General features: G+C 36.9%; 15 protein-coding genes. 10 read left to right on the top strand and 5 right to left on the bottom strand.

What is annotated here, in order from left to right; translation table 11 throughout:
• Positions 1-137: 137 nt before the first annotated feature.
• Positions 138-746 carry a metalloregulator ArsR/SmtB family transcription factor gene (locus FHR29_RS00940; RefSeq protein WP_232789420.1) on the bottom strand — a complete coding sequence of 203 codons (609 nt, stop codon included), beginning with the start codon at positions 744-746 and terminating at the stop codon, positions 138-140.
• A 459-nt stretch (positions 747-1205) separates the two neighbouring features.
• Between FHR29_RS00940 and FHR29_RS00945 the strand changes: the two genes are divergently transcribed.
• The 3 genes from FHR29_RS00945 to FHR29_RS00955 all read left to right on the top strand — a co-directional run bounded on the left by FHR29_RS00945 (position 1206) and on the right by FHR29_RS00955 (position 7080).
• Complete coding sequence (locus tag FHR29_RS00945) at positions 1206-2330, top strand: efflux RND transporter periplasmic adaptor subunit (protein WP_183911843.1); 1125 nt, start codon at positions 1206-1208, stop codon at positions 2328-2330.
• A gap of 10 nt (positions 2331-2340) precedes the next feature.
• Positions 2341-5496: an efflux RND transporter permease subunit gene (locus FHR29_RS00950; RefSeq protein WP_183911844.1), complete on the top strand. Its 3156-nt coding sequence runs from the start codon at positions 2341-2343 to the stop codon at positions 5494-5496.
• A gap of 132 nt (positions 5497-5628) precedes the next feature.
• Positions 5629-7080, top strand: a complete 1452-nt coding sequence (locus FHR29_RS00955) for an efflux transporter outer membrane subunit (protein WP_260291399.1) — start codon at positions 5629-5631, stop codon at positions 7078-7080.
• 61 nt (positions 7081-7141) lie between these two features.
• Here FHR29_RS00955 and FHR29_RS00960 read toward each other — a convergent pair whose 3' ends face one another.
• Positions 7142-7828: a phosphoribosylaminoimidazolesuccinocarboxamide synthase gene (locus FHR29_RS00960; RefSeq protein WP_183911845.1), complete on the bottom strand. Its 687-nt coding sequence runs from the start codon at positions 7826-7828 to the stop codon at positions 7142-7144.
• A gap of 388 nt (positions 7829-8216) precedes the next feature.
• On the opposite strand from FHR29_RS00960, the gene FHR29_RS00965 reads away from it, so the two are divergent.
• The 6 genes from FHR29_RS00965 (at position 8217) to FHR29_RS00990 (ending at position 19938) form a co-directional block, all read left to right on the top strand.
• The gene (locus FHR29_RS00965; protein ID WP_183911846.1) at positions 8217-11027 is read left to right on the top strand and encodes an NPCBM/NEW2 domain-containing protein; all 2811 of its coding nucleotides are present in this window, start codon (positions 8217-8219) and stop codon (positions 11025-11027) included.
• 279 nt (positions 11028-11306) lie between these two features.
• Positions 11307-11891: a hypothetical protein gene (locus FHR29_RS00970; RefSeq protein WP_183911847.1), complete on the top strand. Its 585-nt coding sequence runs from the start codon at positions 11307-11309 to the stop codon at positions 11889-11891.
• A 347-nt stretch (positions 11892-12238) separates the two neighbouring features.
• On the top strand, positions 12239-13525 hold the full coding sequence (locus tag FHR29_RS00975) for a Gfo/Idh/MocA family protein (RefSeq protein WP_183911848.1): 1287 nt from the start codon (positions 12239-12241) through the stop codon (positions 13523-13525).
• Positions 13526-14123: 598 nt separating this feature from the next.
• A complete protein-coding gene (locus tag FHR29_RS00980; RefSeq protein ID WP_183911849.1) occupies positions 14124-15008 on the top strand; it encodes an AraC family transcriptional regulator in 885 nt (294 codons plus the stop codon).
• Positions 15009-15176: 168 nt separating this feature from the next.
• The gene (locus FHR29_RS00985) at positions 15177-18404 is read left to right on the top strand and encodes a SusC/RagA family TonB-linked outer membrane protein (protein ID WP_183911850.1); all 3228 of its coding nucleotides are present in this window, start codon (positions 15177-15179) and stop codon (positions 18402-18404) included.
• 52 nt (positions 18405-18456) lie between these two features.
• Positions 18457-19938 carry a SusD/RagB family nutrient-binding outer membrane lipoprotein gene (locus tag FHR29_RS00990; RefSeq protein ID WP_183911851.1) on the top strand — a complete coding sequence of 494 codons (1482 nt, stop codon included), beginning with the start codon at positions 18457-18459 and terminating at the stop codon, positions 19936-19938.
• Positions 19939-20136: 198 nt separating this feature from the next.
• On the opposite strand, the gene cydB is transcribed toward FHR29_RS00990, so the two are convergent.
• Together cydB and FHR29_RS01000 are read right to left on the bottom strand one after the other, a co-directional pair.
• Positions 20137-21213, bottom strand: a complete 1077-nt coding sequence (cydB, locus tag FHR29_RS00995; RefSeq protein WP_183911852.1) for a cytochrome d ubiquinol oxidase subunit II — start codon at positions 21211-21213, stop codon at positions 20137-20139.
• A 6-nt stretch (positions 21214-21219) separates the two neighbouring features.
• Complete coding sequence (locus FHR29_RS01000; RefSeq protein WP_183911853.1) at positions 21220-22557, bottom strand: cytochrome ubiquinol oxidase subunit I; 1338 nt, start codon at positions 22555-22557, stop codon at positions 21220-21222.
• 320 nt (positions 22558-22877) lie between these two features.
• On the opposite strand from FHR29_RS01000, the gene FHR29_RS01005 reads away from it, so the two are divergent.
• Positions 22878-23564: a hypothetical protein gene (locus FHR29_RS01005; protein ID WP_183911854.1), complete on the top strand. Its 687-nt coding sequence runs from the start codon at positions 22878-22880 to the stop codon at positions 23562-23564.
• A 136-nt stretch (positions 23565-23700) separates the two neighbouring features.
• Here FHR29_RS01005 and FHR29_RS01010 read toward each other — a convergent pair whose 3' ends face one another.
• On the bottom strand, positions 23701-24996 hold the full coding sequence (locus FHR29_RS01010) for an amylo-alpha-1,6-glucosidase (RefSeq protein ID WP_183911855.1): 1296 nt from the start codon (positions 24994-24996) through the stop codon (positions 23701-23703).
• Positions 24997-24999 lie beyond the last annotated feature (3 nt).

Below are 24999 nucleotides of genomic sequence, written 5' to 3' on the forward strand. Positions count from 1 at the left end.
TAAGGGTTTAATCTATACGCTTTAGAGCATATTGATTTGCTTTGGCTTGGATGAAGTCATTCAGTCACCGATATTATTTAATTCCTATTTATACAGAAAATCCTCTCATTTAATTTGGGAGGATTTTCTGTATAATGCTATTCGAAACCTTTTGCAGAAGATACGATACGGTATGCGCAACGTCTCGCGCCCGCTATGATATGATCGGTACGTTGTACGGAAACGGATTCGCCTAAGACGGATTGAAAAATCTGAAGTTCTGAAGCACAAAATCCTTGGCAGACTTTAGCCGCTGCACAAATAGGACAATGATTTTCTACTAGCAGATATCCCTCGTCATCTTCAGTATAATCTGCCATGTAGCCCTCCCGGGTACGAATGGAGACTAATCTTTCAATCTTAGACTTTAGATTGGGTAAAGGGTCGATCTCTTCGTGATATCTTTTTTTTCCTGTTGCTTCATTGACTTCAATGATCGTCTGTAAAGCTTCTGTCCCTATTGACTCTTTAATTATTGTCAATAATTTCACCGTTAACTCTGCATGGGTATCCGGAAATTTGCTGTTTCCGAGTTCTGAAATATTGAAATATTTTTGTGGCCGCCCGACTCCCTTTGATTCTGTCTCTACTTCAATCAAGCCTTCATCCATAAATTTAACCAGCTGTTGCCTAACACCTTCTTTGGTTATTTTTAATTCATGGGCAATGTCGAGTGCCGTTAACGGACCTCGCATTTTCAGTAACATTAAAATTCGGTTTGTCGTCATAAAATAATAAAACAAGTATTTGGTTGTTTTATTATTCAAAATTACTACTTTTGTCACACTTATCAAAATCGATACCTGTAAGTCTACTTCTTCTGATTATCAAATTTGGTAAATGCTAAGTAAGAATTGTAATAATTATTTTTATGTGGATAGATACACCAGAAATACACCGTCCGAAAAAGATTGCTCAGTCAGCATTTCTTGCCTTTACAACTGTTGTTCCCTATTGGAATATACTGAAGAGGTAATTTCACTACTATAAAGATTAAAATCTAGTTTTTATCACTAGAAAAGAGTAAAAATATCCCCAAGCTAAATACAGGTTTGAGCGGGGAGCGGGATTCCTATGTCTAGTCTTTTAACGATAATATGTATGGAATCTCAGGCAAAAGCTCATGCCTAGTTTATTACTTATTGTTTCATTACTAAATTATTATCATGAAAAAAATGCACTTATATCTATTGTTATTTCTCGTCTCGGGAATGGTCTCCTGCGATTCAAAGAAAGAAACAGCAACAAGTGAAATAATTGCCTATCCTGTACTTACACTAAAATCTGAAAAAGCGACTCTGTCGGTAGAGTATCCAACGACGTTAGAAGGATTGCAGACAGTAGAGATTCGTTCAAAAGTAGATGGTTATATAGAGGAAGTCTTTATCGAAGAAGGCAGTCTTGTGCACACTGGGCAAAAGCTATTTAAAATAGATGCCAATCGATTCGTGCAAGATGTGAATCAACGAAAAGCGGCAGTATTAGCAGTGGAAGCAGCCCTGGAAACGGCTAGTATTCAAGTGTTGAGAACGCAGTCTCTTGTGGACAAGAAAATCGTAAATTCATTTGAACTGACGACAGCGAAGAATGTAGAAAGGGTTAAAAAGGCTGAACTTAATCAGGCAAAAGCAGCATTGTCAGATGCACAATCACAACTGGCATTTACACAGATTGTTAGCCCAATATCAGGTATAGTAGGACGGTTGCCACTTAAAAAGGGCAGTCTAGTCAGTAGTACTTCTGAAACTGCTTTGACCACAATTGCGAATACGAAGGAAGTATATGCGCATTTTTCTTTGAGTCAGAAACAGCTTAATAGCTTTCTAAATCAATATCCAGGTAAGAGCATGGCTGAGAAGTTAAGTAATATACCTCAAGTTAATTTACGGACTGCTGATGGAAAAGATTACGGGTCTAAAGGAAAAATTCAGAGTCTGAGCGGGGTCATAAGTTTAGAAACCGGATCTGCAAATTTTAGAGCATTATTTCCAAATCCTGATGGTTTATTATGGAGCGGAGCGAGCGCAACTTTACAGCTCCCGACCACAATTGATGAAGCAGTGAAGGTTCCTAAAAAAGCGGTTTTTGAAATGCAGGGAAATCACTATGTCTATACGGTAGAAGCTAAAAATACCGTACACCTTACCGAAATAAAGGTATTGCCGATAGCAACAGAACAACACTATGTGGTGCAATATGGGCTTGCGCCTGGTGATATGATTATCACTGAAGGAATTGGAAACCTAAAAGATGGTATGCAAATTCAACCTAACCCTGTATCCACAAAATAATAGAGAAGAAATGCTGAAAAAATTTATAGAAAATCCCGTTCTATCGACGGTAATATCGATAATAATTGTGATGCTGGGAATCCTGGGACTGATGTCACTTCCTATTTCACAATATCCAGAAATTGCACCTCCGACAGTTGTTGTAACAGCCTCTTATCAAGGAGCAAACGCGAATGTTGTAATGAAAAGTGTGATTATACCCTTGGAGGAACAGATTAATGGTGTAGAGAATATGACTTACATGACTTCTACGGGTAGTAATAATGGTACTGCAACTATTACCATCTTTTTTAAACAGGGAACTAATGCAGATATGGCCGCAGTGAATGTACAGAATCGGGTCAGTAAAGCTACTAGCTTGCTACCAGCGGAAGTTATTAAAGCAGGAATTACAACAAGCAAGCAGTTGAGCAGCACGGCTTTTAGTTTTTTGCTTTACAGTAAAGATGGAAAATACGATAGGAAGTTTCTCGATAACTACCTGCGTATAAATATTATGCCTCAGATGAAAAGGGTTGAGGGTGTTGGTGCTACAGAGATTTATAGTGATCAGGAATACTCGATGCGTATTTGGTTGAAACCGGATGTTATGGCCACTCATGGTCTTATACCTGAAGACATTATGGCAGCATTAAGGGAACAAAATATTGAAGCTGCACCGGGAAAAATAGGTGAAAATAGCCGTCAATCATTACAATATGCATTGAAATATACGGGGCGCCTCGAAGATCCTGAACAATTTGAAAATATTATCTTGAAAAGTGGTGTTGCGGGCGATTACTTACGTTTAAAGGAGGTCGCAGATATTGAATTTGGCGCCCTGGATTATACGACATCGCTAATTACGCAGGGAAAGCTTTCTTCCGGAGGTGCCATTAGCCAGATTTCGGGATCTAATGCACGAGATTTGATCATTGCTTGTGAAAATATTTTAAAAGAAGCGTCAAAGGATTTTCCTCCAGGAGTGGAATATCATACTTTCTTGAATGCAAATGATTTTTTGGATGCTTCGGTTGAGAAGGTTATTTATACAATTATTGAAGCATTTATATTGGTTTTTTTAGTGGTCTTTCTCTTTTTACAGGATCTGCGTTCGACTTTGATTCCAGCGATCGCAGTACCGGTAGCCATTATAGGAACGTTTTTCTTTTTAAAGCTTTTTGGTTTCACCATCAACCTCCTTACTTTGTTTGCACTGGTGTTGGCCATAGGCATTGTGGTTGATGATGCTATTGTGGTGGTCGAAGCAGTACATGCAAAATTAGATCAAGGGGCTAAATCGGCCAAGAAAGCTACATTGCATGCCATGAGCGAAATCAGTGGTGCCATTATTTCAATTACTTTGATTATGTCGGCGGTTTTTGTACCAGTCACTTTCATTACAGGATCTGCTGGAGTATTTTACAAACAGTTTGGACTGACATTGGCAGTGGCCATTATTATTTCAGCAATAAATGCGTTAACATTAAGTCCCGCTCTATGTGCTTTACTGTTAAAACCCCATGTAGCAGATGTTGAAAAGCCAAAGGGTTTCTTGCCAAAGTTTTTTGCCAGTTTTAATGTGGCTTTTGAAGTAGTAACCAATAAATATATTGGTGTCGTACGCCTTTTAATCCGTTATAAATGGATTTCATTTGCAGGTATTGCAACATTTGCGCTGGTATGTTATTTCTTGGTAAAAACAACACCGACAGGTTTTGTCCCTAATGAAGATGGTGGTGCTATCTATGGAAATGTTGTTTTACCGCCGGCATCTACTCTAGAACGTACGGAAAAGATTGCATTTGAAGTCGACAGTATTGCGCGCAGTATACCGGAAGTTGAATTATCTTCTACACTCTCAGGCATGGACTTATTGCACGGTACTGGAGGTTCCTATGGAGCATTGTTCATTCGGTTAAAACCCTGGAAAGAACGTGCCGGAAAAGAGCAAAGTGCCGCAGCTGTTGTACAGAAGTTATTTCAAAAAACTGCTCATATCAAAGAAGCAAATATTATTTTCTTTGCTGCACCGACATTGCAGGGTTTTGGTAATAGTAATGGTTTTGAGTTGCAGCTACAAGATAAAACAGGTGGAAATTATCTACAGTTTAATAAAAATATCGATACGTTCATTGGTGCTTTAAATCAACGCCCTGAAATCAATTATGCTACGAGTTCTTTTAATATTGGTTTTCCTGAGTTAGAAATTAATGTCAACGTAGCCCAATGTAAGGCCGCAGGTGTAAGTGTTAATACGGTACTGACGACACTTCAGGGATATTTTGGAGGTATCTACGCCTCTGACCTTAATCGCTTTGGAAAGCAATATCGTGTCATGATGCAGGCAGGAGCTGATTATAGAGCAAAAGAAGAAGATATTAATAAGATTTATGTGCGAACTTTTAAAGGCAATATGGCACCGATATCTGAATTTGTTACTTTGAAGAAGACGTATGGACCTGAATTTATTCAACGTTTTAACTTATTTACTTCAAGTACCATAACAGGGATACCGAATGAAGGATATAGCTCTGGAGATGCTATTAAAGCGATAGAGGAGACAGCAGCTCAAACCTTAGACCGTGGCTATACCTATGAGTTTTCGGGTTTGACCCGCGAAGAGCTGTCTAGCGGTAGTCAAACAGTATTAATATTTTCACTGTGTCTTCTTTTTATCTATTTCCTTTTAAGCGCTCAATATAAGAGTTACATCCTGCCACTTTCCGTTCTTTTATCATTGCCAATCGGTTTAGCAGGAGCTTTTATTTTTGCGAAGTTATTTTCGGTAGATAATAACATATTCTTACAGATCAGTCTCATCATGTTGATCGGTTTATTGGCTAAAAATGCGATTCTTATTGTGGAGTTTGCACTTTTGCATCGATTGAGCGGAAGAACTTTGGTGCAGTCCGCAATCTATGGCGCAAAATCAAGGTTACGACCTATTTTAATGACTTCCTTTGCATTTATTTTCGGATTGATTCCATTGATGTTAGCTACTGGTGCTGGTGCATTGAGTAATAAATCTATCGGAACTGCGGCTGTAGGAGGGATGTTGATCGGGACTGTATTTGGTGTGTTTGTTATTCCTATTTTATTTATTGTTTTCCAGGCATTACAGGAAAAACTATTTGGTGTAAAGGAGCCAAGACATACACCTCGTATATTAGAAGATGAACATTAACATGCTAGATTTCGACATATTCGGTCGCTTAATAAAATAAATAAAATTTTCGTGCTTAGCGCATATAGTCTTACGCTAGCTTCATATTGATCAAACATAAAAAGGCTAGTGTGAAAATTTAAAAATTAAGATATGATACATTATTATAGTCAATTGAAAAAAAAATCATATAGATTGGCATTCATGTCAATACTGGGACTTTTGACCTGGAGTTCTTGTCACGTAACCCGTCCCTATAGTGTGCCGGAAAATAAAGTTAAAGACAGCTTTCGGTCACCTACTTATAGTGCTCTTGATTCAGGTTATGTGAAGAATATAGCTCATGACACGATCAATATAGCTACTGTGAAATGGTGTGATATGTTTACAGATACTATGTTGCAGCAATTGATCACAGAGGGGTTACAAGCGAATATAGACATCAAAATTGCAGTTGAGCGGATTACGGAGGCGCAGGTAAATGTGCGATTAAAAAAAGCGGCATTTTTGCCTTCATTAGAAGCTAGTATCTCTGCCAATACACAACAGATGCCCGCTTTTCAGAGTTTTGGTTATCCGCGTAATAATACCCAATATGATATGCGATTATATACGGATTGGGAAATTGATATCTGGGATAAACTTGGAAGTGCTAAACGTGTTGCGTTGTCACAGCTTTTAGCGACTGATGCCGCAAAGCGTGCGGTACAAACACAGTTAATTGCCAATATTGCCTCAGATTATTACGAATTACTGGCTCTGGATCAACAGTTGATGATAATTAAAAAAACGGCTGAGAACCGTGCTGAAGATGCGGCCGCAATAGCGGAACTTTTTGAAAATGCAATGCTTAATGGCGTAGCGGTAGTACAGAGTAAAGCAAACTATTATGAAGCAGAACTAGATGTGCCGGATATTGAGCAAAAGATTAAAGAAACTGAAAATAGGCTTAGTTTTTTAGTAGGCCGACATCCTGGTGCCATCCTCAGACAGTCTCTAATGCAACAACAGGTGAATTATGATTTAAATCCTGGAATTCCCGCACAATTGCTCGCGCACCGTCCTGATGTTCAAATGGCAGAATTTAATTTTAGATCGGCATTTGAGGAAACGAATATAGCACGTACATATTTCTATCCTGCATTATCTATAACAGCTGCTGGAGGTTTTTCAAATCTTGGTTGGAATCAGTGGTTTTCGAGTGCTAGTTTATTTGGTTCTATAGCAGGGGGGATTGCACAGCCTATTTTCAATAAAGGTGTTAATAAAGCAAGGCTGTCAACTGCTCAAGCAAGACAGCAACAGGCGTTGTATCAATTCGAGAAATCTCTATTGGTAGCCAGCCAGGAAGTTTCTAATGCGCTTTTTGAATATGATACGGCAATCAAAAAAATGAAATCCCGCAAAAAACAACTTGAAGCATTAACGCAGGCCGTTGCATTTAATAAAGAATTGTTTCTGAACCACCAGAACACCAATTATACCGATGTACTAACAGCAGAGCAAAATCTCTTACGTGCAGAATTGAAAAATATAGCAGATCAAAATCAAAAATTGTATGCTGTGGTTCAATTGTATCGAGCCCTTGGCGGCGGTTGGAATTAACGGCTAATAATAAAGGGCTACCTGAGATAATGGTAGCCCTTATACTATTGACTGTAGGCTATTAAGCTCCTAAAAAGTCTTTTTCTAAATCTAAAGGGTCAATATAGCTTCCATTTTTGTATACGCGCATATTTCCACCTGAAATCTCGTCGATTAATAATAGATCTCCCGTAGCTTTATCTCTTCCGAATTCCAATTTGATATCGTAAAGTTCTAAATCTTTCTTTGCCAATTCTGTTTTTATGATTCCACAGATTTTTTTTGTTAAAGATTTTAATTCTTGATAATCTGCTTTTGATAAAATACCTAATAATTCCAAAGCATCATCCGAAATTGTAGGATCGCCTCTTTCGTCATCTTTAATCGTTACTTCCACAAAAGCATCTAGCGCATCACCTTCTTGGCAATAAGCAGCGTATCTTCTCAAGAAACTACCTACAGCACGGTATCTACAAATGACTTCCAATCCTTTCCCAAATGGAGTCGCTTCTTTAACCACCATACTAACCTCATCTAAATCAGCGGAGACATAATGTGTTGCAATACCCTGCTCAGCTAAACGCTCGAAGAAGAACTGGGTCATTTTAAGACCTGATTTTCCAGCACCATCAATGGTTAGCCCAACAGTATTTGCTCCAGGATCAAATACACCATTTTCACCAGTTACGTCGTCTTTAAATTTCAATAGTACTTGATTTTGTTCTAGACTGTAGACATCTTTGGTTTTACCCTTGTAAATTAAATTCATAAATAATAAGAATAGATCAATGTAATTAACAAAAATAATGTAAATATTATAAAGAAAGTTGGTTTTAGATCATAATTATGAATAATGGAGGTTTTGAATTGATTGAAAGTCGATATACAACTTTAAGATTATATTTAATGCTATTATATTGCGGATGTAATCAAAATTATCTAAGTTTAGCATTTATAAACCTTTATAATCTTAAACTAATGTCACCTCTATTCAATTTAGTAAATAAGGAACACTTGGTAAATATTGCCAAGAATGCGAGGGGACAGTGGAACTTTAATTTTATTGATTAAAAATTGAATTTATAACCTAATATTATTTACAAAGGCAGTGATCAGTTGTATGTCTCACTGTCCTTAAAAAAGAGGAATCTTAAAATATGTTAAAAACTATATTATTGATCAGTGCAGGGCTTTTAATAGGGCAATCTCTGTTTGCACAAGAATCTATCAAGTTGAAAGATCTGGATCTATCTCATGCTTGGCAGGAGTATGGTATTTTGCAGAAGGGAAGATCAGTTACAGGCGAACCTGTAACGATTAATGGGACAGTTTATGATGATGTGCTTGGAGTGCAAGCGAAAAGTATTATCAAGATTAAGTTGGAAAAAAATGCAACGCGTTTTGTTGCTCAAGTAGGTATAGCTGAATCTACAATTGATGTTAAAGATAAATCTTTGACCATTATACCATTAGTCGACGGTACCAAATTGCATTTCATTGAAAAGCAAGGACAGAAACAGTTTGTCGGTGTCACAAAAAGTAATCCTGTCTTAGAAAAAGGTTCCGTAAAATTTACTTTGAAAGGTGATGGTAAACCTATTTTTGTAAGTTCAGTAATTAAAGGAGGAGATCGTCCTCAGCAGATTGACGTTCCTTTAAAAGACGTGATGTATCTTGAACTTGTGGCCGAAACAACTGATGATGGTCCTAGTGGTGATCACGCCGTTTGGATTGCACCGAAGATTGATTATAAAACTATAAAACCCCAACTTGTTGACGTTGGCACAGTGGGCCCTGGTGCTAATATGGATGCTAGAATCAGTAAGAAACTTGCTGCGAAAATCAAAGCATTGCCACTAATGAAACAATTGTCATCAGACAAGACGGCATTTGATTGGTTAATTACTCCTCAGAAATCTAAAGCTGGAATTTACACTTCGGCAGATGGTAAAAATATCATAATAGCAAATGCGATGGTGTCACGAACTTTTCGGATTTTCCCTAATTTGGCGACTGTAGATATTACGAACCGTATGTTAGGGGAAAGCTTGATCAGGGCAGTAAGCAGTGAGGGAACGATACAGATTGACGGTAAAAAATGGAATATCGGCGGTTTAAATGGTCAAGAAGAAAGGGGATATCTTAAGAATGAGTGGTTAGATAAAATGACAACATTACCGGAATCGTTTATGGTAGAAGATTTCGAAATAAAACCACTGGAAGAACGAATCAAATGGGCCCGCAATCGCTGGGCACTTAATAAAGAACCAATATCAGGTCAGCAACTTGTATTTACCCTTCGTGGTGAACGAGAGTTGAAGGAGGTGAAAGTGAAGCTTTATTTTAGCATCTATGATCATATTCCGGTAATTAGTAAAAGAATGGAAGTGATTAATGAATCTACATTACCAATCAATATTGACTTCTTTCAATTGGAATATTTGGCATTCTCAGAACCCGAGTCACCCGGAGATGGTGATCCTTCAGTTTTTAGATTACCCAATATTCATGTTGAGAGTGATTTCGCCGCAGGAGGGGCCTTTACTGAGAAAACAACCGATATTACAGAAAAATGGGTGACAGATCCTGCTTACACCTCGCAACGTAATTATCTCCTGGAGACCCCTTGTGTATTGGATGTATCACCTAAGCTTGGTCCGAATTACAGCTTAGAAAGTAAAGGTACTTTCCAATCATTCACTGTTTATGAAATGCCATTTGATAGTGATGATCGGGAGCGTAAAGGATTGTTTACGCGTAAGATGTATCGGACTATAGCGCCATGGACTAGCGAGAATCCTATCTTTATGCATTTAACATCCACTGATCCTGAAGTGGTACATAGAGCCATAGATCAGTGCGATTCGACAGGTTATGAGATGATTATACTTAGCTTTGGTTCGGGGTTAAATGCGGAAGATATCTCCGATGCAAACATCGCGAAATTTAAGGGGTTTGTTGATTATGCACGTAGTAAAGGCATTGATATGGGATGTTATTCCCTTTTAGCCAGCAGATGGATCAGTGATGAGGTCGATGTGATTAATCCCGAGACAGGTAAACGTGGAGGTATGCGCTTTGGAAGTTCCCCATGTCTTGCTAGTGATTGGGGGTATGAATATTTTGAGAAAATAAAATACTTTTTTGAAAAGACAGGAATGAAATGTTTTGAGCATGATGGTTCTTATCCAGGAGATTTCTGTGCTTCGACTACGCATGCACATCACGAGGGTCTAGCAGATTCACAATGGAAACAATTTCATAAGGTTACTGAACTTTATCACTGGATGTCTTCCCAAGGAATATATATGAATGTACCCGATTTTTACTTTTTGAACGGATCTAATAAAGTGGGAATTGGCTACAGAGAGGCTAATTGGTCTTTACCTCGCGATCGTCAGCTCATGCATGCACGTCAGTTAAATTATGATTGTACATGGGATAGAATTCCCTCTTCTTTATGGAGTTTTGTGCCCTTAGTAGAATATCAGGGAGGAGGAAAAGATGCGACTTTAGAGCCATTGAATGACCACCTTCATGAATATAAGATGCATATGATCCAAAATTATGGCGCAGGTGTGCAAGCATGTTACCGAGGGCCTCGTCTTTACGATACACCAAAAACGAAAGAAATGGTTGTCGATGTGATTAAATGGTATAAGCGTTATCGCAATATATTGAACAGTGATATCATCCATTTACGTAAACCTGATGCTCGGGACTGGGACGGAATGATGCATGTGAATCCTGATGAAAAAGAGAAAGCTTTTGCATTATTTTTTAACCCTACAGATAAAGAAATCGTGCGTAAAATTCAGGTACCGCTTTATTATACCGGATTGTCCATAACAGCAAAAATCCGAGAACAAGAAGGAAGTTTAACGACTTACCAATTGAAACGTGATTACACGGTAGAATTGACGGTTAAAATACCAGCAAATGGATATACTTGGTATGTGGTAGAATAATCTACTTTTATACACAGGTTGAAAGCGCTAAGGCAAATTTCCTGCTTTAGCGCTTTTTTTAATCATGTTTTTTTTAGGTAACGTAGCTTGTGAATTTTTTCTTTAGAAAGTTTTCTATAAAACGTATGTTTTTATTAGAGGTTTATATACTGTTTATTTGATGAAGCGCAAGTATCGAAGTTGATTGATTTTTCCGATAATATAATGGATTTTCACAAAAATAAAAGGTATAGTTCTTCTATATTTGTTCCATATTTAATAAAATAGAATAGAAATTCAATGAAAAAATCAATTTTTATAGCGATTGCTGCTGTAGTAGGGTTTGTTTTTAAAACTCAGGCTCAAGAGTCTAAGAAACATGAAATCAGAATTGACTATAGCGATGCGACTCCATTGGTGATAGCAGATGTCTTTACAAATACTTTTGTCAGCGCAATATCGGGAAGCGAAAGTTCAAATGAAAAAGCATTTGGTATGCTGTCGGCGGGATATCGCTATGCGCTGAGTAATCGATTTTCGATAGGAGCTGATCTAAGCTATGCTAATGCTTCTTCAGATATGAAAAACAAGAGCACAAATGAGATTACCTATAGAAAGAGTAATTTCTACATGGTGTTGCCTACTGCTAAATATTCATATGTGAAACGAGGAATAATTGATTTTTATGGTACAGTTGCTTCTGGAGCAATATTGGCTAACGGTAGTGATAGAACAGATCATGAAAAGACCACTACCAATGATATAATCTTTGCTTTTCAGGTAAATCCATTGGGTTTGCGAATTGGTAAAGATTGGGGTGGTTTTCTTGAAGCCGGTTATGGATTTAAAGGCATTTTTGCACTAGGCGCAAGTTACCGTTTTTAAATATATTGATAGATTTTAATGTAACTTATTTAATATATAACGCAGTTAAAGCCGTGCCACTAAGCACGGCTTTTTTTGTTGAAAAATAATATAGTATTTGCTCAGAGGTAGATTAAGAGTCTTTTGTATAGAAAAGTTGCTGGAAATATGTCGGAAATTTATAAAAGGGCTCTCGCTTAGTCTGTTTGTGTCTCCTTTTATTTTTTATATCTTAGGAAGAGTAAACTAAATATAAACCTGAAATCAATTGATTTATCATATCCTGATCCTTTAATGTTAAATTATTCATTTTAATTTTTGAGGCTCTTTATTGGTAAACTTTTGTTATGGCAATCAACGCCTACATTATGATGAATAGACAAAAATTTATTAAAAGCTCTACATTATTAGCGGCATCTGCATTATTTTTTAAAGGGACAAAGGTATTGGCAGATTCAAAAAAAATACGCATTGGTGTAATCGGCGTAAATGGGATGGGATGGTCCAATTTGACCGCAATATTAAAAAATACAAATGTAGTATGCACTGCACTTTGCGATGTAGATGAAAATGTTCTAAATAGCCGTGTTTCCGAATTGAAAAAGCGTGATATAAACGTTAAGACATATATTGATTATAAGCAATTATTAGCAGATAATAATGTTGATGCTGTGATTATAGGAACTCCTGATCATTGGCATTGTTTAATGATGGTGGATGCCGTTGCCGCGGGGAAACATGTCTATGTAGAAAAGCCGATTGGCAATTCGATCAAAGAGTGCGAGCTTATGGTAGCCGCCGCTCAAAAGTATAATGCTATTGTTCAAGTAGGGCAGTGGCAACGTAGTCAACAGCATTTTGAGGATGCTATGAAATTTCTACATGCTGGTAGTCTCGGTAAGGTAAGAATGGTTAAAGTATGGGCCTACTTAGGTTGGAAGAAGGATGTTCCAATTGTCCCGGATTCAGCAATTCCGGCAGGAGTGCATTATGATAGATGGTTAGGACCTGCAACCAAGAGACCGTTCAATGCAAATCGTTTTCATTTTAATTTTCGGTGGTTTTGGGATTATGCAGGTGGTCTGATGACAGATTGGGGAGTACACATGTTGGATTTTGCGTTGATCGGTATGAAAGTTTCGGATCCACGCTCGATCATGGCCGCAGGAGGAAAATTTGCTTACCCCGATGATGTTGAGGAGACACCAGATACCTTGACAACTTTATATGAGTTTGATGGGTTTAATGTGCAGTGGGAACATGCAATAGGTATTGATGGTGGACCTTATAACAAAGGTCATGGTGTGGCTTTTATAGGAAACAATGGTACTTTAGTACTGAATAGACAGGGGTGGGAAGTATTGCCAGAAGGGGATCGGATGGCTGCGGTGCCATTTCAAAAATCAAAAGATAATGGTTTGGAAAGGCATATGGACAACTTTGTGGAAGCAATTCTTACACGAAATAGAAGTATTCTGAAAGCACCTGTTGAAGCCGGTGCACATATTGCCGTTTTATCTCAAATGGGGAATATTGCATACAGAACAGGGAAAAAATTATACTGGGATAAGGACAAACGTCAGTTCTCAGATAAAGAAGCGAATAAGTATTTGGCAGCAAATTATCATAATGGTTATTTGTATCCTAAAGTGTAGATATTTAGGATTGATGTTTATTGGTTGGAGATCTTAAATCTTATTTTAGCATTTTTTTATTGCATTGTTATCTATTCTTGGTATAGAATTGTTATTTGTTGAAAAAATTATGCATTTTTCATGTTATAAGGACATAAACATTATTTGTCTTCTTAGCAAGATATACTACCTCTTGACTTTTTATTGTAAATCAATACCATTAAAATTATTAAGGTTTTCATTGTTCTCATCTACTTTTCTGAAATGTATAAATTGATGCTGTAACTTTTTGATCAAAAATATGATCTTTTAGATTTTACATAGTTGTTACAATAACTGTTGTATAATTTAAGAGAAATTAAAAAATTATATCTGAATATTTTTAGTAATTTTTATTAGAAATAGTTACAGAAATTGATTTTAAGCTGTTAGAGTTGTTATATTATTCTTTTAATAGAAAAAAGATTCTTCAGCATTGTTTTTTAGTCTCAGAATTATCCAAAAATGCAAAGTACTATTTGTTCCATGTTTACATCATATTTTTCTTTATTAAAATCTAGTTGTTATATTTAGATCAACCAAGTAATAAATTTTTGTAAAGTTTAATTCTTAACATGCTATGAAAACTCTCCAATTTAATGTGCCGACAACGCAAGGACAAAGCTTAACGATACAAGAAGATGTAATGGATTCATTTTATCCACATTTGCATAAGCATCAGGAAGCACAATTGATGTGGATAAAAAAAGGTCAGGGCGTTTTGGTTGTTGAAGATACTTTGCATCCTTTTAAAGAAAATGATATATTCTTTTTGGGCGCAAATCAGCCTCATGTATTTAAATCGATGTCCCAAGATGGTTTATTTAATGAATCAAGATCAATTTCTATTTTCTTTGATCCGCACGGTAAGTTGAAGTCCTTGTTTTCATTAGGTGAGTTTGAGTCTCTGAATCATTTTATTAACAGTAATTCTCGTGGATTTAAAGTGCCAGAAGCTTATTTTAGTCAAATTTCTGAAAGAGTCGTGCAATTAAAGAGTGCTGATGAGCTCGATAAATTAATGCAGTTCTTTTATTTGTTACGCTCTTTAGCTATGATTTCTAAAGAAACAGATCCGCTTTGTATAGAAAGAATTGAATTTAATCAGGATGGGCCAAGTGGTGTAAGTCGAATTAGTTTAATATGCAATTATATAAAGGAGAATTTTAAAAAGGAACTGAGTTTAGAAGATGTTGCTAACTATGCAAACTTAACCCCGCAGGCCTTCTGTCGGTATTTTAAAAAGCATTGTGGAGTGACTTTCGTATCTTACTTAAATCGCATTCGTATAAAGGAAGTCTGTAATCATTTAAATGAAGGTGATTTAGAGAGTGTGTCCTATATTGCCTATAATTGTGGTTTTAATAGCATCACTAATTTTAATCGTGTTTTTAAACAAGTAAGAGGGTGCAATCCGAAAGAATATACGGATAATTACAAAAATACTGTTTTTACTGGAATTTAATAAAAATGTATCTTTTTGGATAATGCTGCTGTAGAACTGTACTAATATTTAACATTTAATGTTAAAAAACTGCTCATCTTTGTTAAGATAAGGTTAAGATTCAAAGGTTACTATTGATAACTTAGTTATTACATAGACAGGATAAACTAACATTTGAATCACTATTTTATGAAGAAAACAGCTATTACATTTCTAGCGGCTAACTTGCTGGTCAGTTCGGCTATTTATGCACAGACCGTACTGAAAGGTAGGGTGGTCGGTCAAGATGGAAAACCAATCCCAGGGGTTTCCATTTCCTTACAGGACGGTACAGGAACACAAACTGGGCCAAATGGTGATTTTTCCATTTCATATAGACAAGCCGGCATCTTAAATATTTCGGCTATCGGTTATGAACGAAAGCAAATTAACCTTACAAATCAAACAAATGTCTCTATTACCTTAGCCTCAAATACGGAAAGTTTGGATGAAGTGGTGGTGACAGCCATGGGTATTACAAGAGATAAAAAGTCTTTGGGGTATGCGGTACAAGAAGTAAAGGCCAAAGAATTGACCGATGCAGGACAATTAAGTGTAACCGGGGCTTTAACGGGTAAGGTTGCTGGAGTACAGGTGAATCAATTTGGTGGAGCAGTGGGTTCTTCTGCACGCATAGCGATTAGAGGTAATACTTCCTTACAGCCCGATCAACAACCATTAATTGTTATTGATGGTGTGCCTATGACAAATAACACGCAAAGAAGTGGAGATAATACCTATGGAGGTGTGGATTATGGTTCGGGTCTAAATGACATCAATCCGGAAGATATTGAAAGTATAACGGTTCTAAAGGGGGGGTCGGCCGCCTTATACGGAATGCGGGCTGGTAAAGGTGTTATTATGATTACAACCAAATCGGGAAAACGAGCTAATAACGGTGTACAAATCTCTTACGATGCTAATTTTAGTATCGATAGAGCATCAACGATTCCCAAATACCAAAATTCATATGGCCAGGGTTCAAGAGGAGACGAGTATAGTCATTTACTTAGTAAGAGTGGGTTAACTTATCAAGAATATGCTCTTAAGAATGCTTTTTCGTATGTTGATGGTGCAGGGGGCGGGGTGAATGATGGATTTGATGAATCATGGGGACCACGTTTGGATGCTGGTTTAATGCTACCGCAATTCAATAGCCCTGTCGTTGATGGTGTAAGACAAGCAACTCCTTGGATCTCTCATAAAAACAATATTAGAGATTTTTTTCAAACAGGTTTTTCTCAAAATCATAACCTTTCCTTACTGTCAAAGACGGATAGATCTTCAACTCGTGCAGCTCTGTCTTTCCGTGATCAAAAGGGAACTGTGCCAAATACAGATCAAAAGAAGTATACAGCACAATTGAATAATGATTATAAAATAAGCGAAAAAGTTTCTTTTGATATCATGTCTAATTATACGCGGACTGAAAGTGATAATTTGATCATGCAAGGTTATGATGGTGCAAATCCTATGAATGGATTGATTTGGTTTGGTAGACAGGTCGATATGAAAGATCTGAAAAAAAATTGGGATCAACGTGATGCTCAAGGTAATTATACCTATTACAATTGGAATTCGAATTATCACATGAATCCGTATTTCACGATGAATGAATCTATTAATTCATTATTGATAAATCGTGTGTTTGGAAAAAGTTCACTTTATTATGAGCCTTTTGACTTCTTAAAATTGGAGGGAAGAGTTGGTCTAGATTATGTTAATTCGCAAAGGTTTGAACGAAACTATTTTAATTTCGATCATTTGAATGGAAGTTTTAACGAAAATAAAAATGATAGAACAGAACTCAATGTTGATTTTTTAGCAAATTTTAATAAACAATATGGTGATTTTAGTGTGTTGGGTACTGCTGGAGTAAATTACCGCGATTATAAAATGAGTATGAATGAATTAGGTGCGACAGGACTTAATGTGCTAGGTGTTTATACGATTACCAATAAAATTGGTCCTGCAGAAGTGGATATGGATCATGCACATAATCGCTCTAATTCTATTTATGGACAAGCCTCAGTTGGTTGGAAAGATCAATTATATATTGATGCTACAGCCAGAAATGATTGGTCATCAACATTGACAAAATCATTTTTTTATCCATCGGTAAGTATGAGCTGGATCCCAACAACTTCATTTGCTAATCTCAAGAGCGATGTTCTATCTTATTTAAAACTGAGATTGAATATTTCTGGTGTGGGAAATGCAACAGATCCGTATCGTAATACAAATTATTATTATGCACAGCCTGATGGTTTTAAGGATTTAGCTCAGATGTATAAAAGCATGACTTATGCAATTGAAAACTTAGAGCCTGAAAAAATCACAACTTGGGAAACCGGAGCCGAAATAGCGCTGTTTAATAATCGATTGCATGCAGATTTTACCTATTATCATAAAAATGCTAGAAAGCAATTGCTTGCAGTAAGTACATCTAATACGGTAGGTTTTACAAAAATGTTTTTGAATGCCGGTGACATTCAAAGTAACGGTGTGGAGCTTCAATTGCGAGGTGATATCCTTAAGAAAGAAACTGGTTTGAACTGGACTGCGACAGCAAACTTCTCAAAAGATAAAAGTAAAGTTTTAGAATTATCTCCAGCTTTGGAATTAAGAGATTATCAAATTGGATGGACTTGGGGAATTGCTAATATGGCAAAAGAAGGTCAGCCTTGGGGAACGTTGGTGGGAGCTGGATATGATCGCGTGGAAGATGGTGCAATGAAGGGAGCAATTAAAGTTACCGATACTGGGGTTGTGCTACCAAAAGCAGGTCAGAATATTGGTAGCGTTGTGCCAGACTTCTTAGCAAGCTTACGTAATGATTTTAACTATAAGAATTTCAGTTTTGGTTTTATGTTGGATTTTCGCAAAGGTGGTGATATATGGTCACAAACGATGTCACATGGTTATACAACGGGTGTAGCAGAGATTACAGCCGCCAATGGGGTACGGGAACGTGCAATTATTGCAGGAAGGGATATGATGACAAACGAACGCTTTGCCATGTCTGATGGTAAGGGTGGATGGATAGAAAATACGATAGAAACTGATGCCCAAAGCTGGTACGAAGGAGGTGGTATTGATCAAATGTATGTTTTCGACGGTTCTTTTTTGAAATTAAAAGAAGCTTATTTTACTTATAGTTTGCCTCAACATTTAATCAGTAGAATCAAGGGAATTAAGCGGGCAAATCTATCTGTAATCGGGTCTAATCTGGCTTTACTTTGGGTAGATAAATCAAATACGATGCGATTGGATCCTGAATCGGGTGGTGTGTCCAGTGATTCAAGAGGAGTTGGCTTTGAACAAGCTACCGTTCCAAATTCTAGAAGCATTGGTTTAAAATTAGGAATTACATTCTAAGTCTACACAAGGTAAATGACGAGTACTTCAATTGAATTAAAGAATCAAAAAAATGAAAAAAATACTATTTAATATAAAATTTGCTTCGATACTCGCGGTAGTTTGTCTAGCAAGTTGCACAAAAGATTTTGAGAAAATTAATACAGATCCAGATGCACTACCGAATGTTCCTCCTCAAAATATGTTGATCAATGTACTTAGAAATGCAGGAGAGCAATTTGGAGGTGACGTGGATGGCTATGGGACTTTTGCAGGATATATTGTCAAAATTCAGTATCCTGATTACATGACATCATTAGTGCCCGGAAATAATACCTTTGGTAATCGTTGGGCTGCTTGTTATTATAATATAACGCAGATGGATGATATGTTAAAGAAAACAGCAGATCGGGCAGAAGGTTTTAAGAATACTAGAACTATAGCACGTATTTGGCAAAACTATATGTGGTCCTATCTTTTAGATGGATGGGGGGACATTCCTTATTCTGAGTCTCTTAAAGGGAGACCGGAAGATGGCAGTCTCCTAAAACCTAAGTATGATAAACAAGAAGATGTTTTTCCTGCTGTATTAGCTGATTTAAAAAAGATCTCGGACGAAATGTCTGCTGGGGTAGGTACTGATGATGTTGCTGATTATGACATTATCTATAATGGCGACATGCTAAAATGGCAAAAATTTTGTAATTCGTTGCGACTTCGCATGGCTATGCGGATATCATCAGTAGCACCTGCGCTCGCTAAATCAACGATTGAAGAAATTGCAGGAAGTAAAGATAAATATCCAGTTTTAGAAACTAATGCCGAAAATTGTTATTTATATTATCAAGGAACTTTGCCTTATATGGAACCTTGGTATAAAACAGGAATCAATGAAAAGCGCATAGACAACTGGGGCATGTTTGATATTTTTATCGATTATTTAAAAGACGTAAAAGATCCGAGAATTGCTTCAATAGCGCAAAAAACTAACTCTGGCACTTACGAGGGTTATAAAAATGGATTAACAACATCGCCTAGTCCACTCAGATCTGTTTCTTGGATTGGTGAGCATTATATTAATGATGCCGCTGGATATACACCATTTTACCGGTCAAGCGAAACCTATTATATATTAGCCGAGGCAGCAATGTTAGGCTATAATGTAGGGATTAGTGCAAAAGATGCTTATAATAAAGCAGTCATGATTTCCATGGAAGATAATGGCGTTTCTGAAGCTGATGCAAAAACATATTTAGCTGATAAAGGTGCATTTAATGATACAAAAGAGAGAATATGGTGGGATATGTGGGTCGCCCTATTTAAAGAGAATTACGAGGGTTGGGCACTCTACAGAAGAACTGGAATTCCTTCTACTAATTATCCTTCTTTAAATTCAATATTTAAAGGAAAACATTCAGATCAACCATGGCGATTGCCTTATCCCAATAATGAATACCTATACAATAAGGTCAATACGGAGGCTGCAGCAGCTGGAGTCGTTGACCAAGCTTGGGGTAAAAGACTTTGGTGGGCAAAAGACAATGGTAAGAACTAAATTTCATGTGTTTATGTTTATTGAAAAGCGGGGTGACGAAAGTCACCCCGCTTTTCTTTGTCCCGTAGTTGATTTTACAAGATGTAGTATCATCGCTTTTGGATTGGAATATCACAGGGCTTTTAAATCCGCTGTAATTAGAATTCCTAAATAAGAAATTGCTCTAATAGCTCCTTTGTATTAAAAAACTAATCTCAATTAGTGATCTCCATAACCAACATCATCCAGTTTACCTTTAAACACTTTAAATTGGATAATGAAATAAACAATAACCAATACAGCGGCGACAGAAAACCAGCCCAGTCCAACAGATAATCCATACTCGTGTGCGGCTACGTTTTGCACCGTTAAAGATGGGTTTACAGTATTTGTAGATGGAAGTAAGATTGGGAACATAGATGCTATAGTAGAGCCGAAACTTCCGAAGATAAATAGAGAGGAAAATATAAATCCTGATAAGTCTTTTTTGAATTTTTTAATTTGAAACTGCCCAACTAGTCCGATAGAAGCAATGATCGGGAAAATCCAAAGCCAGTAATAAGTTTCAAAATTATGTAGTGAAATTGGTTTTACATAGTGCCACACAAAAGCGGATAAAATTACTAAAAATAATAAGACAAAGTTGAGCTTAAATATGACATCTTTTAATCGCTGGCTTAAAGAGCTAGAAGTTTTTAATATAATCCAGTTAGCGCCGTGGATAGTCAGTGTAACAACTGCGACTAGGCCTAATAGTATGGTGAACCAGTCAATGATACCTTGATGTTCTGCCAGTGGATCAAATGTTGGGTTCCAAAGTGCCAGAAAGAAATAATGTGGTTCCTGTGTAGAGACACCATTTTCAACCATACCAAGATTTACTCCCCGGACAACATTACCTAAAGCCGCTCCAAAGAATAAAGCAAGCAGGAGACTGGCTAAACCAAAAGCCTTGTCCCACAGTGCTTCCCACATGCGGTTATGTACCTGGCCTCTTAATTCTAAACTTATTGCTCGAAAGATAAGCAACCAGAGAACAAGCATCAAGGGTAAATAGAAGCCACTGAAAGCTGAAGCATATAAAGTTGGGAAGGCAAAAAATAAGACCCCACCCGAAGCGATGAGCCATACCTCATTAGCATCCCAAAAAGGTCCGATAGAATTTGTTACTGCTTTTCTTTCTTCTTCTGTCTTTGCAAAAAAGAGATGAACAATTCCTGCTCCAAAGTCATAACCATCTAGAATAACATAGATTACCAGCATGACCATTAATACAATAAACCAAAATATTTCCATGATCAATTACGTTAAGGAGATTTGAGGCTCAGGACCTTTTCTTATTATTTTTAACACAAGCATTAAAAATAATAATCCTAATAAAATATATAGTCCAACAAACCCTAGTAGGGTAAATAGGGCATTGCCAGAAGAAACGGTTGGAGAAACACCATCTACCATGCGCATCAGGTTGTACACAAGCCAGGGTTGTCTTCCTAGTTCAGCTGTATACCATCCGGCAGTATTAGCGATGTAGGGGAAAGGAATCATAAACATGATGATCCAAAGCAACCATTTTGTCTGAAATAATTTGTTTTTCCAAAGTAAAAACGTGGCCGCTACCATTATTGCAATAAAAATGGTACCTAGGCCCGCCATGATATGATAACCATAATACAGTCCAGGTACATTGGTAGGATGTATGGATTCGTCAAATTCATTCAAACCCTTAATCTCTGCATCCCAACGTTGATAGGTAAGAAAGCTAAGGACATTTGGAACAGCAATTTTGTTATCTAATTTTTTATTTTGCATATCTGGCTGACCAATAAGTACGATTTCTGATCCCCCTTTTTCGGTCTTAAAAATACCTTCCATAGCCGCAAAGGTGACCGGTTGATATTTGACAACATTCTTAGCAGCCATATCACCTGTTGGAAAAGCAACTATAATAGAGGATATAACACCGAAAATGACACCAGTTTTAACGAACATTTTTCCAAATTTGTTGTGTTTATTACTCAATAAGTAAAAAGCACCTATGGACGCTATAAAGAATGAGCTCGTAATCAGAGAACCTGCCTGATTATGTAAATAGGAAGGCCATAGCCATGGATTATTAAAAAGCGCTGTAAAATTATTTAATACAAATTTTCCATTTTCTAATATTTCATATCCTACTGGATACTGCATCCAGGAATGGGTTGCAATGATGAGAAAACCGCTCGCCCAAGAACCGATAAATACCATTAATCCAGAGAGGAAATGGAGTTTGTGTCCAAGTAATTTTTCTCCAAAAAGAAACATCCCAAGAAAGGACGATTCAAGAAAGAAAGAGAACATGCCCTCCATGGCTAATGTTTGTCCGATAATACCACCCGTTAATTCGGAAAATTTTGCCCAGTTCGTACCAAATTGAAATTCCATTGGAATACCCGTGACGACACCCATGGTGAAGTTCAAAGCGAATATTTTCATCCAGAATTTTGCAGCATGATTGTAATCTTCAATTTTGGTTCGTAAGAATTTCCATTTGAAGTAAACGATCATCAGGGAGAGGCCCATCGTTAATTGCGGAAACAGGTAATGAAAGGTAATGGTGAAAGCAAACTGTAACCGATTGTAAAGTATCATGTCTTCCATACGACATTATATGAGGTTAAAATATAACTTAAATATAATTGTTTTTTATATGGGAAACAATAAAGTGCTTTTACTTATTTGTGATGATTTTTATAAACCATCCTGCAGACTGAGTGGGCTACGGAATGGCTATTATATAATATGAAGTGCTTGTTGATTTTAAGGGATTTATTGGCTGAATAAAGGTTATCAAATAATACCCCCCCCCCCCCCCCCTCTATAAAGCAACATAGTTGCATTTGTAATATTATTTATTATATTTGCAACATAGTTGCGTATATGGCGACTTGGAATTGTTTTACTTAAATCAAAATCTAATCATGAAAATGAAATTTATCAAACGTATTGCTGTAGTATTATTGGCGTCAGTAGGGTTATTAATTGGAGTCAGCTCTTGTAAGAAAGATGAGCATGTCCCTGTTGCAGGTGAAGAAGTAAGGGCATCTCTCCAGTTTACTGAGCTTTTGGAAACCAAGGGAGCAGGTCATGGGGACCATTTTCACGGTGTTACTACCGCGAAAGAGGGTGCCGTGATTACTGTAAACTTTGATGCATCAGGAAACTCTCTAACAAAGGGTGCGATTAATTTAGATGCTGAGCTCGCCTACAAAATAGATTTAAAAGTTTACGATGAAAAAGGAATAGAAATTCAAGATAATTTTGTAAAGAATCAGGCAACAGCCGGTGAATACAAGGCATTTTTAATAGGAGATAAATTAATCGCAAATGCAAATACGGAGACAAATGGAGGTGCTATTTTTCAACCACGCGAAACGGATTATGCTGATGGAACTAAAGTTAATGGTAAATATGAGATGACAGGCCTAAAGGCATTTTTTACGTTGGGCTATGAAAATAAGGGAAAAACTAAAAAATTAATTTATTCCTTGCGTAAAATAGAGCCTGGAGTAAAAGCTACGATTGAACGCGTCGATTTACTTGATCCAGGCTATGCAAACAAATTTAAAGGTGCAAACGTGCTCGAATTAAAATTTGATATTAAATAAAAGACCTTATTTAATCTGAAAAAGGCAAAAGAGGTGTAACCATTTTGATTACACCTCTTTTAAATCATATTGCGTTACTTTAAGAAGTAATTTTTCTGCTCTTAGGATCTATGACTGTTTTAGTTCCTAAAAATCATTAGCCCTGTGATTTTTCTAATAGTGAAATCGCATCAAACAATACGCCAGCTTCACCTCTAAAGGTGCCTGATCCTTCAGGTTTATTATCCTTTGTGTACCACTCATAAAAGCCTTTATTTTTTATTACGCGATCCAACATCGGTTTCATTTGTTCATATGCCTCCTTTTCGTAACCATTTTTCACCAACTGTTGTATCATACGGCCACCAAACCAAGTCCAATCCCCACCGTTTTGATATCCATATGGATACATACCTTTATTTTTGAATGAACCTGCAGGGTAAGTCGGATAGATCGTCAAGCCGATTGTAGCGGCACCGGAATCTTTCACATTTTTGACCATCTTATCTAAGGCTGTTTTTATTTGCTCCTTACTCAGTAAATTGGCTTCGATAGCAATAGCAGTACCACCATGATAGTAGATCTGATTCTCATCGAAATCTGAAGAAAATGGTGATCCGTTGATGTAAATATGGGGGATAAATTTTTGATTTTTCTCATCCCAAAGATGCTTCATTGTATTGGCAGCGATTTCATCGCGAATGGGTTTCCACTGGGATGCTTTTTCAGGAACAAGTTCCATATAGTTATCCAATGCAATTAGAAACATTGCATTATCATAAATGTCTAATGCAATATGAGAATTTTCATCTAAATGGACACCCCAATCATGTTCAGGTTGTACATCACCCCAATCAACCGTGGTTGCGCCCCAAAGTAAACCATAAGTTTTATTGTATCGTTCATTCATTAAAAACTGGAGGGCATTTTCCATTTTGTCTTTAACGATACTATTACCCACCTTGGCCGATAAGAAAGATGTATCCTGTGATGCGTTCACATACTTGTAAATAGCCTGAATCAAAGAAGTTTCCTGATCTGTTTCTACTGTATTTTTATGCCCCGCATAATCTGGAGCTAATACATTTGTTATCGTATAGTACTCAGATGTGCCATTTTTTAAGCTCGCTTTTTTAACAAAGCCATCTGCAATATTCCCATCAGGCCCCTGTAGTTTCAGAAATATAAGCAATTGATCTTTGATTTGCTCATGAGGATGCACTTGTGTAGCTAAATTGATAAAGGTATTGTAATCTCTGATCCATACCTCTCCATATCCATCTCCAGCATTGAAACCGGATTTTATGGTATTGGTTGCCATATCTTTGACTAGTTGAAAACTACTGTCTTTTTTCATGTCGGCCTGCCAACTGTTTTGTGTTCCTTTGCTTCCGCTTGGATTGCAGGAAAATAAAAGGGCAGAGGAAGCTATTGCAAAAAATAAGTTTTTCATATT

Source organism: Sphingobacterium sp. JUb56, from assembly GCF_014191365.1.
In the GTDB taxonomy this organism is placed as follows: Bacteria; Bacteroidota; Bacteroidia; order Sphingobacteriales; family Sphingobacteriaceae; genus Sphingobacterium; species Sphingobacterium anhuiense.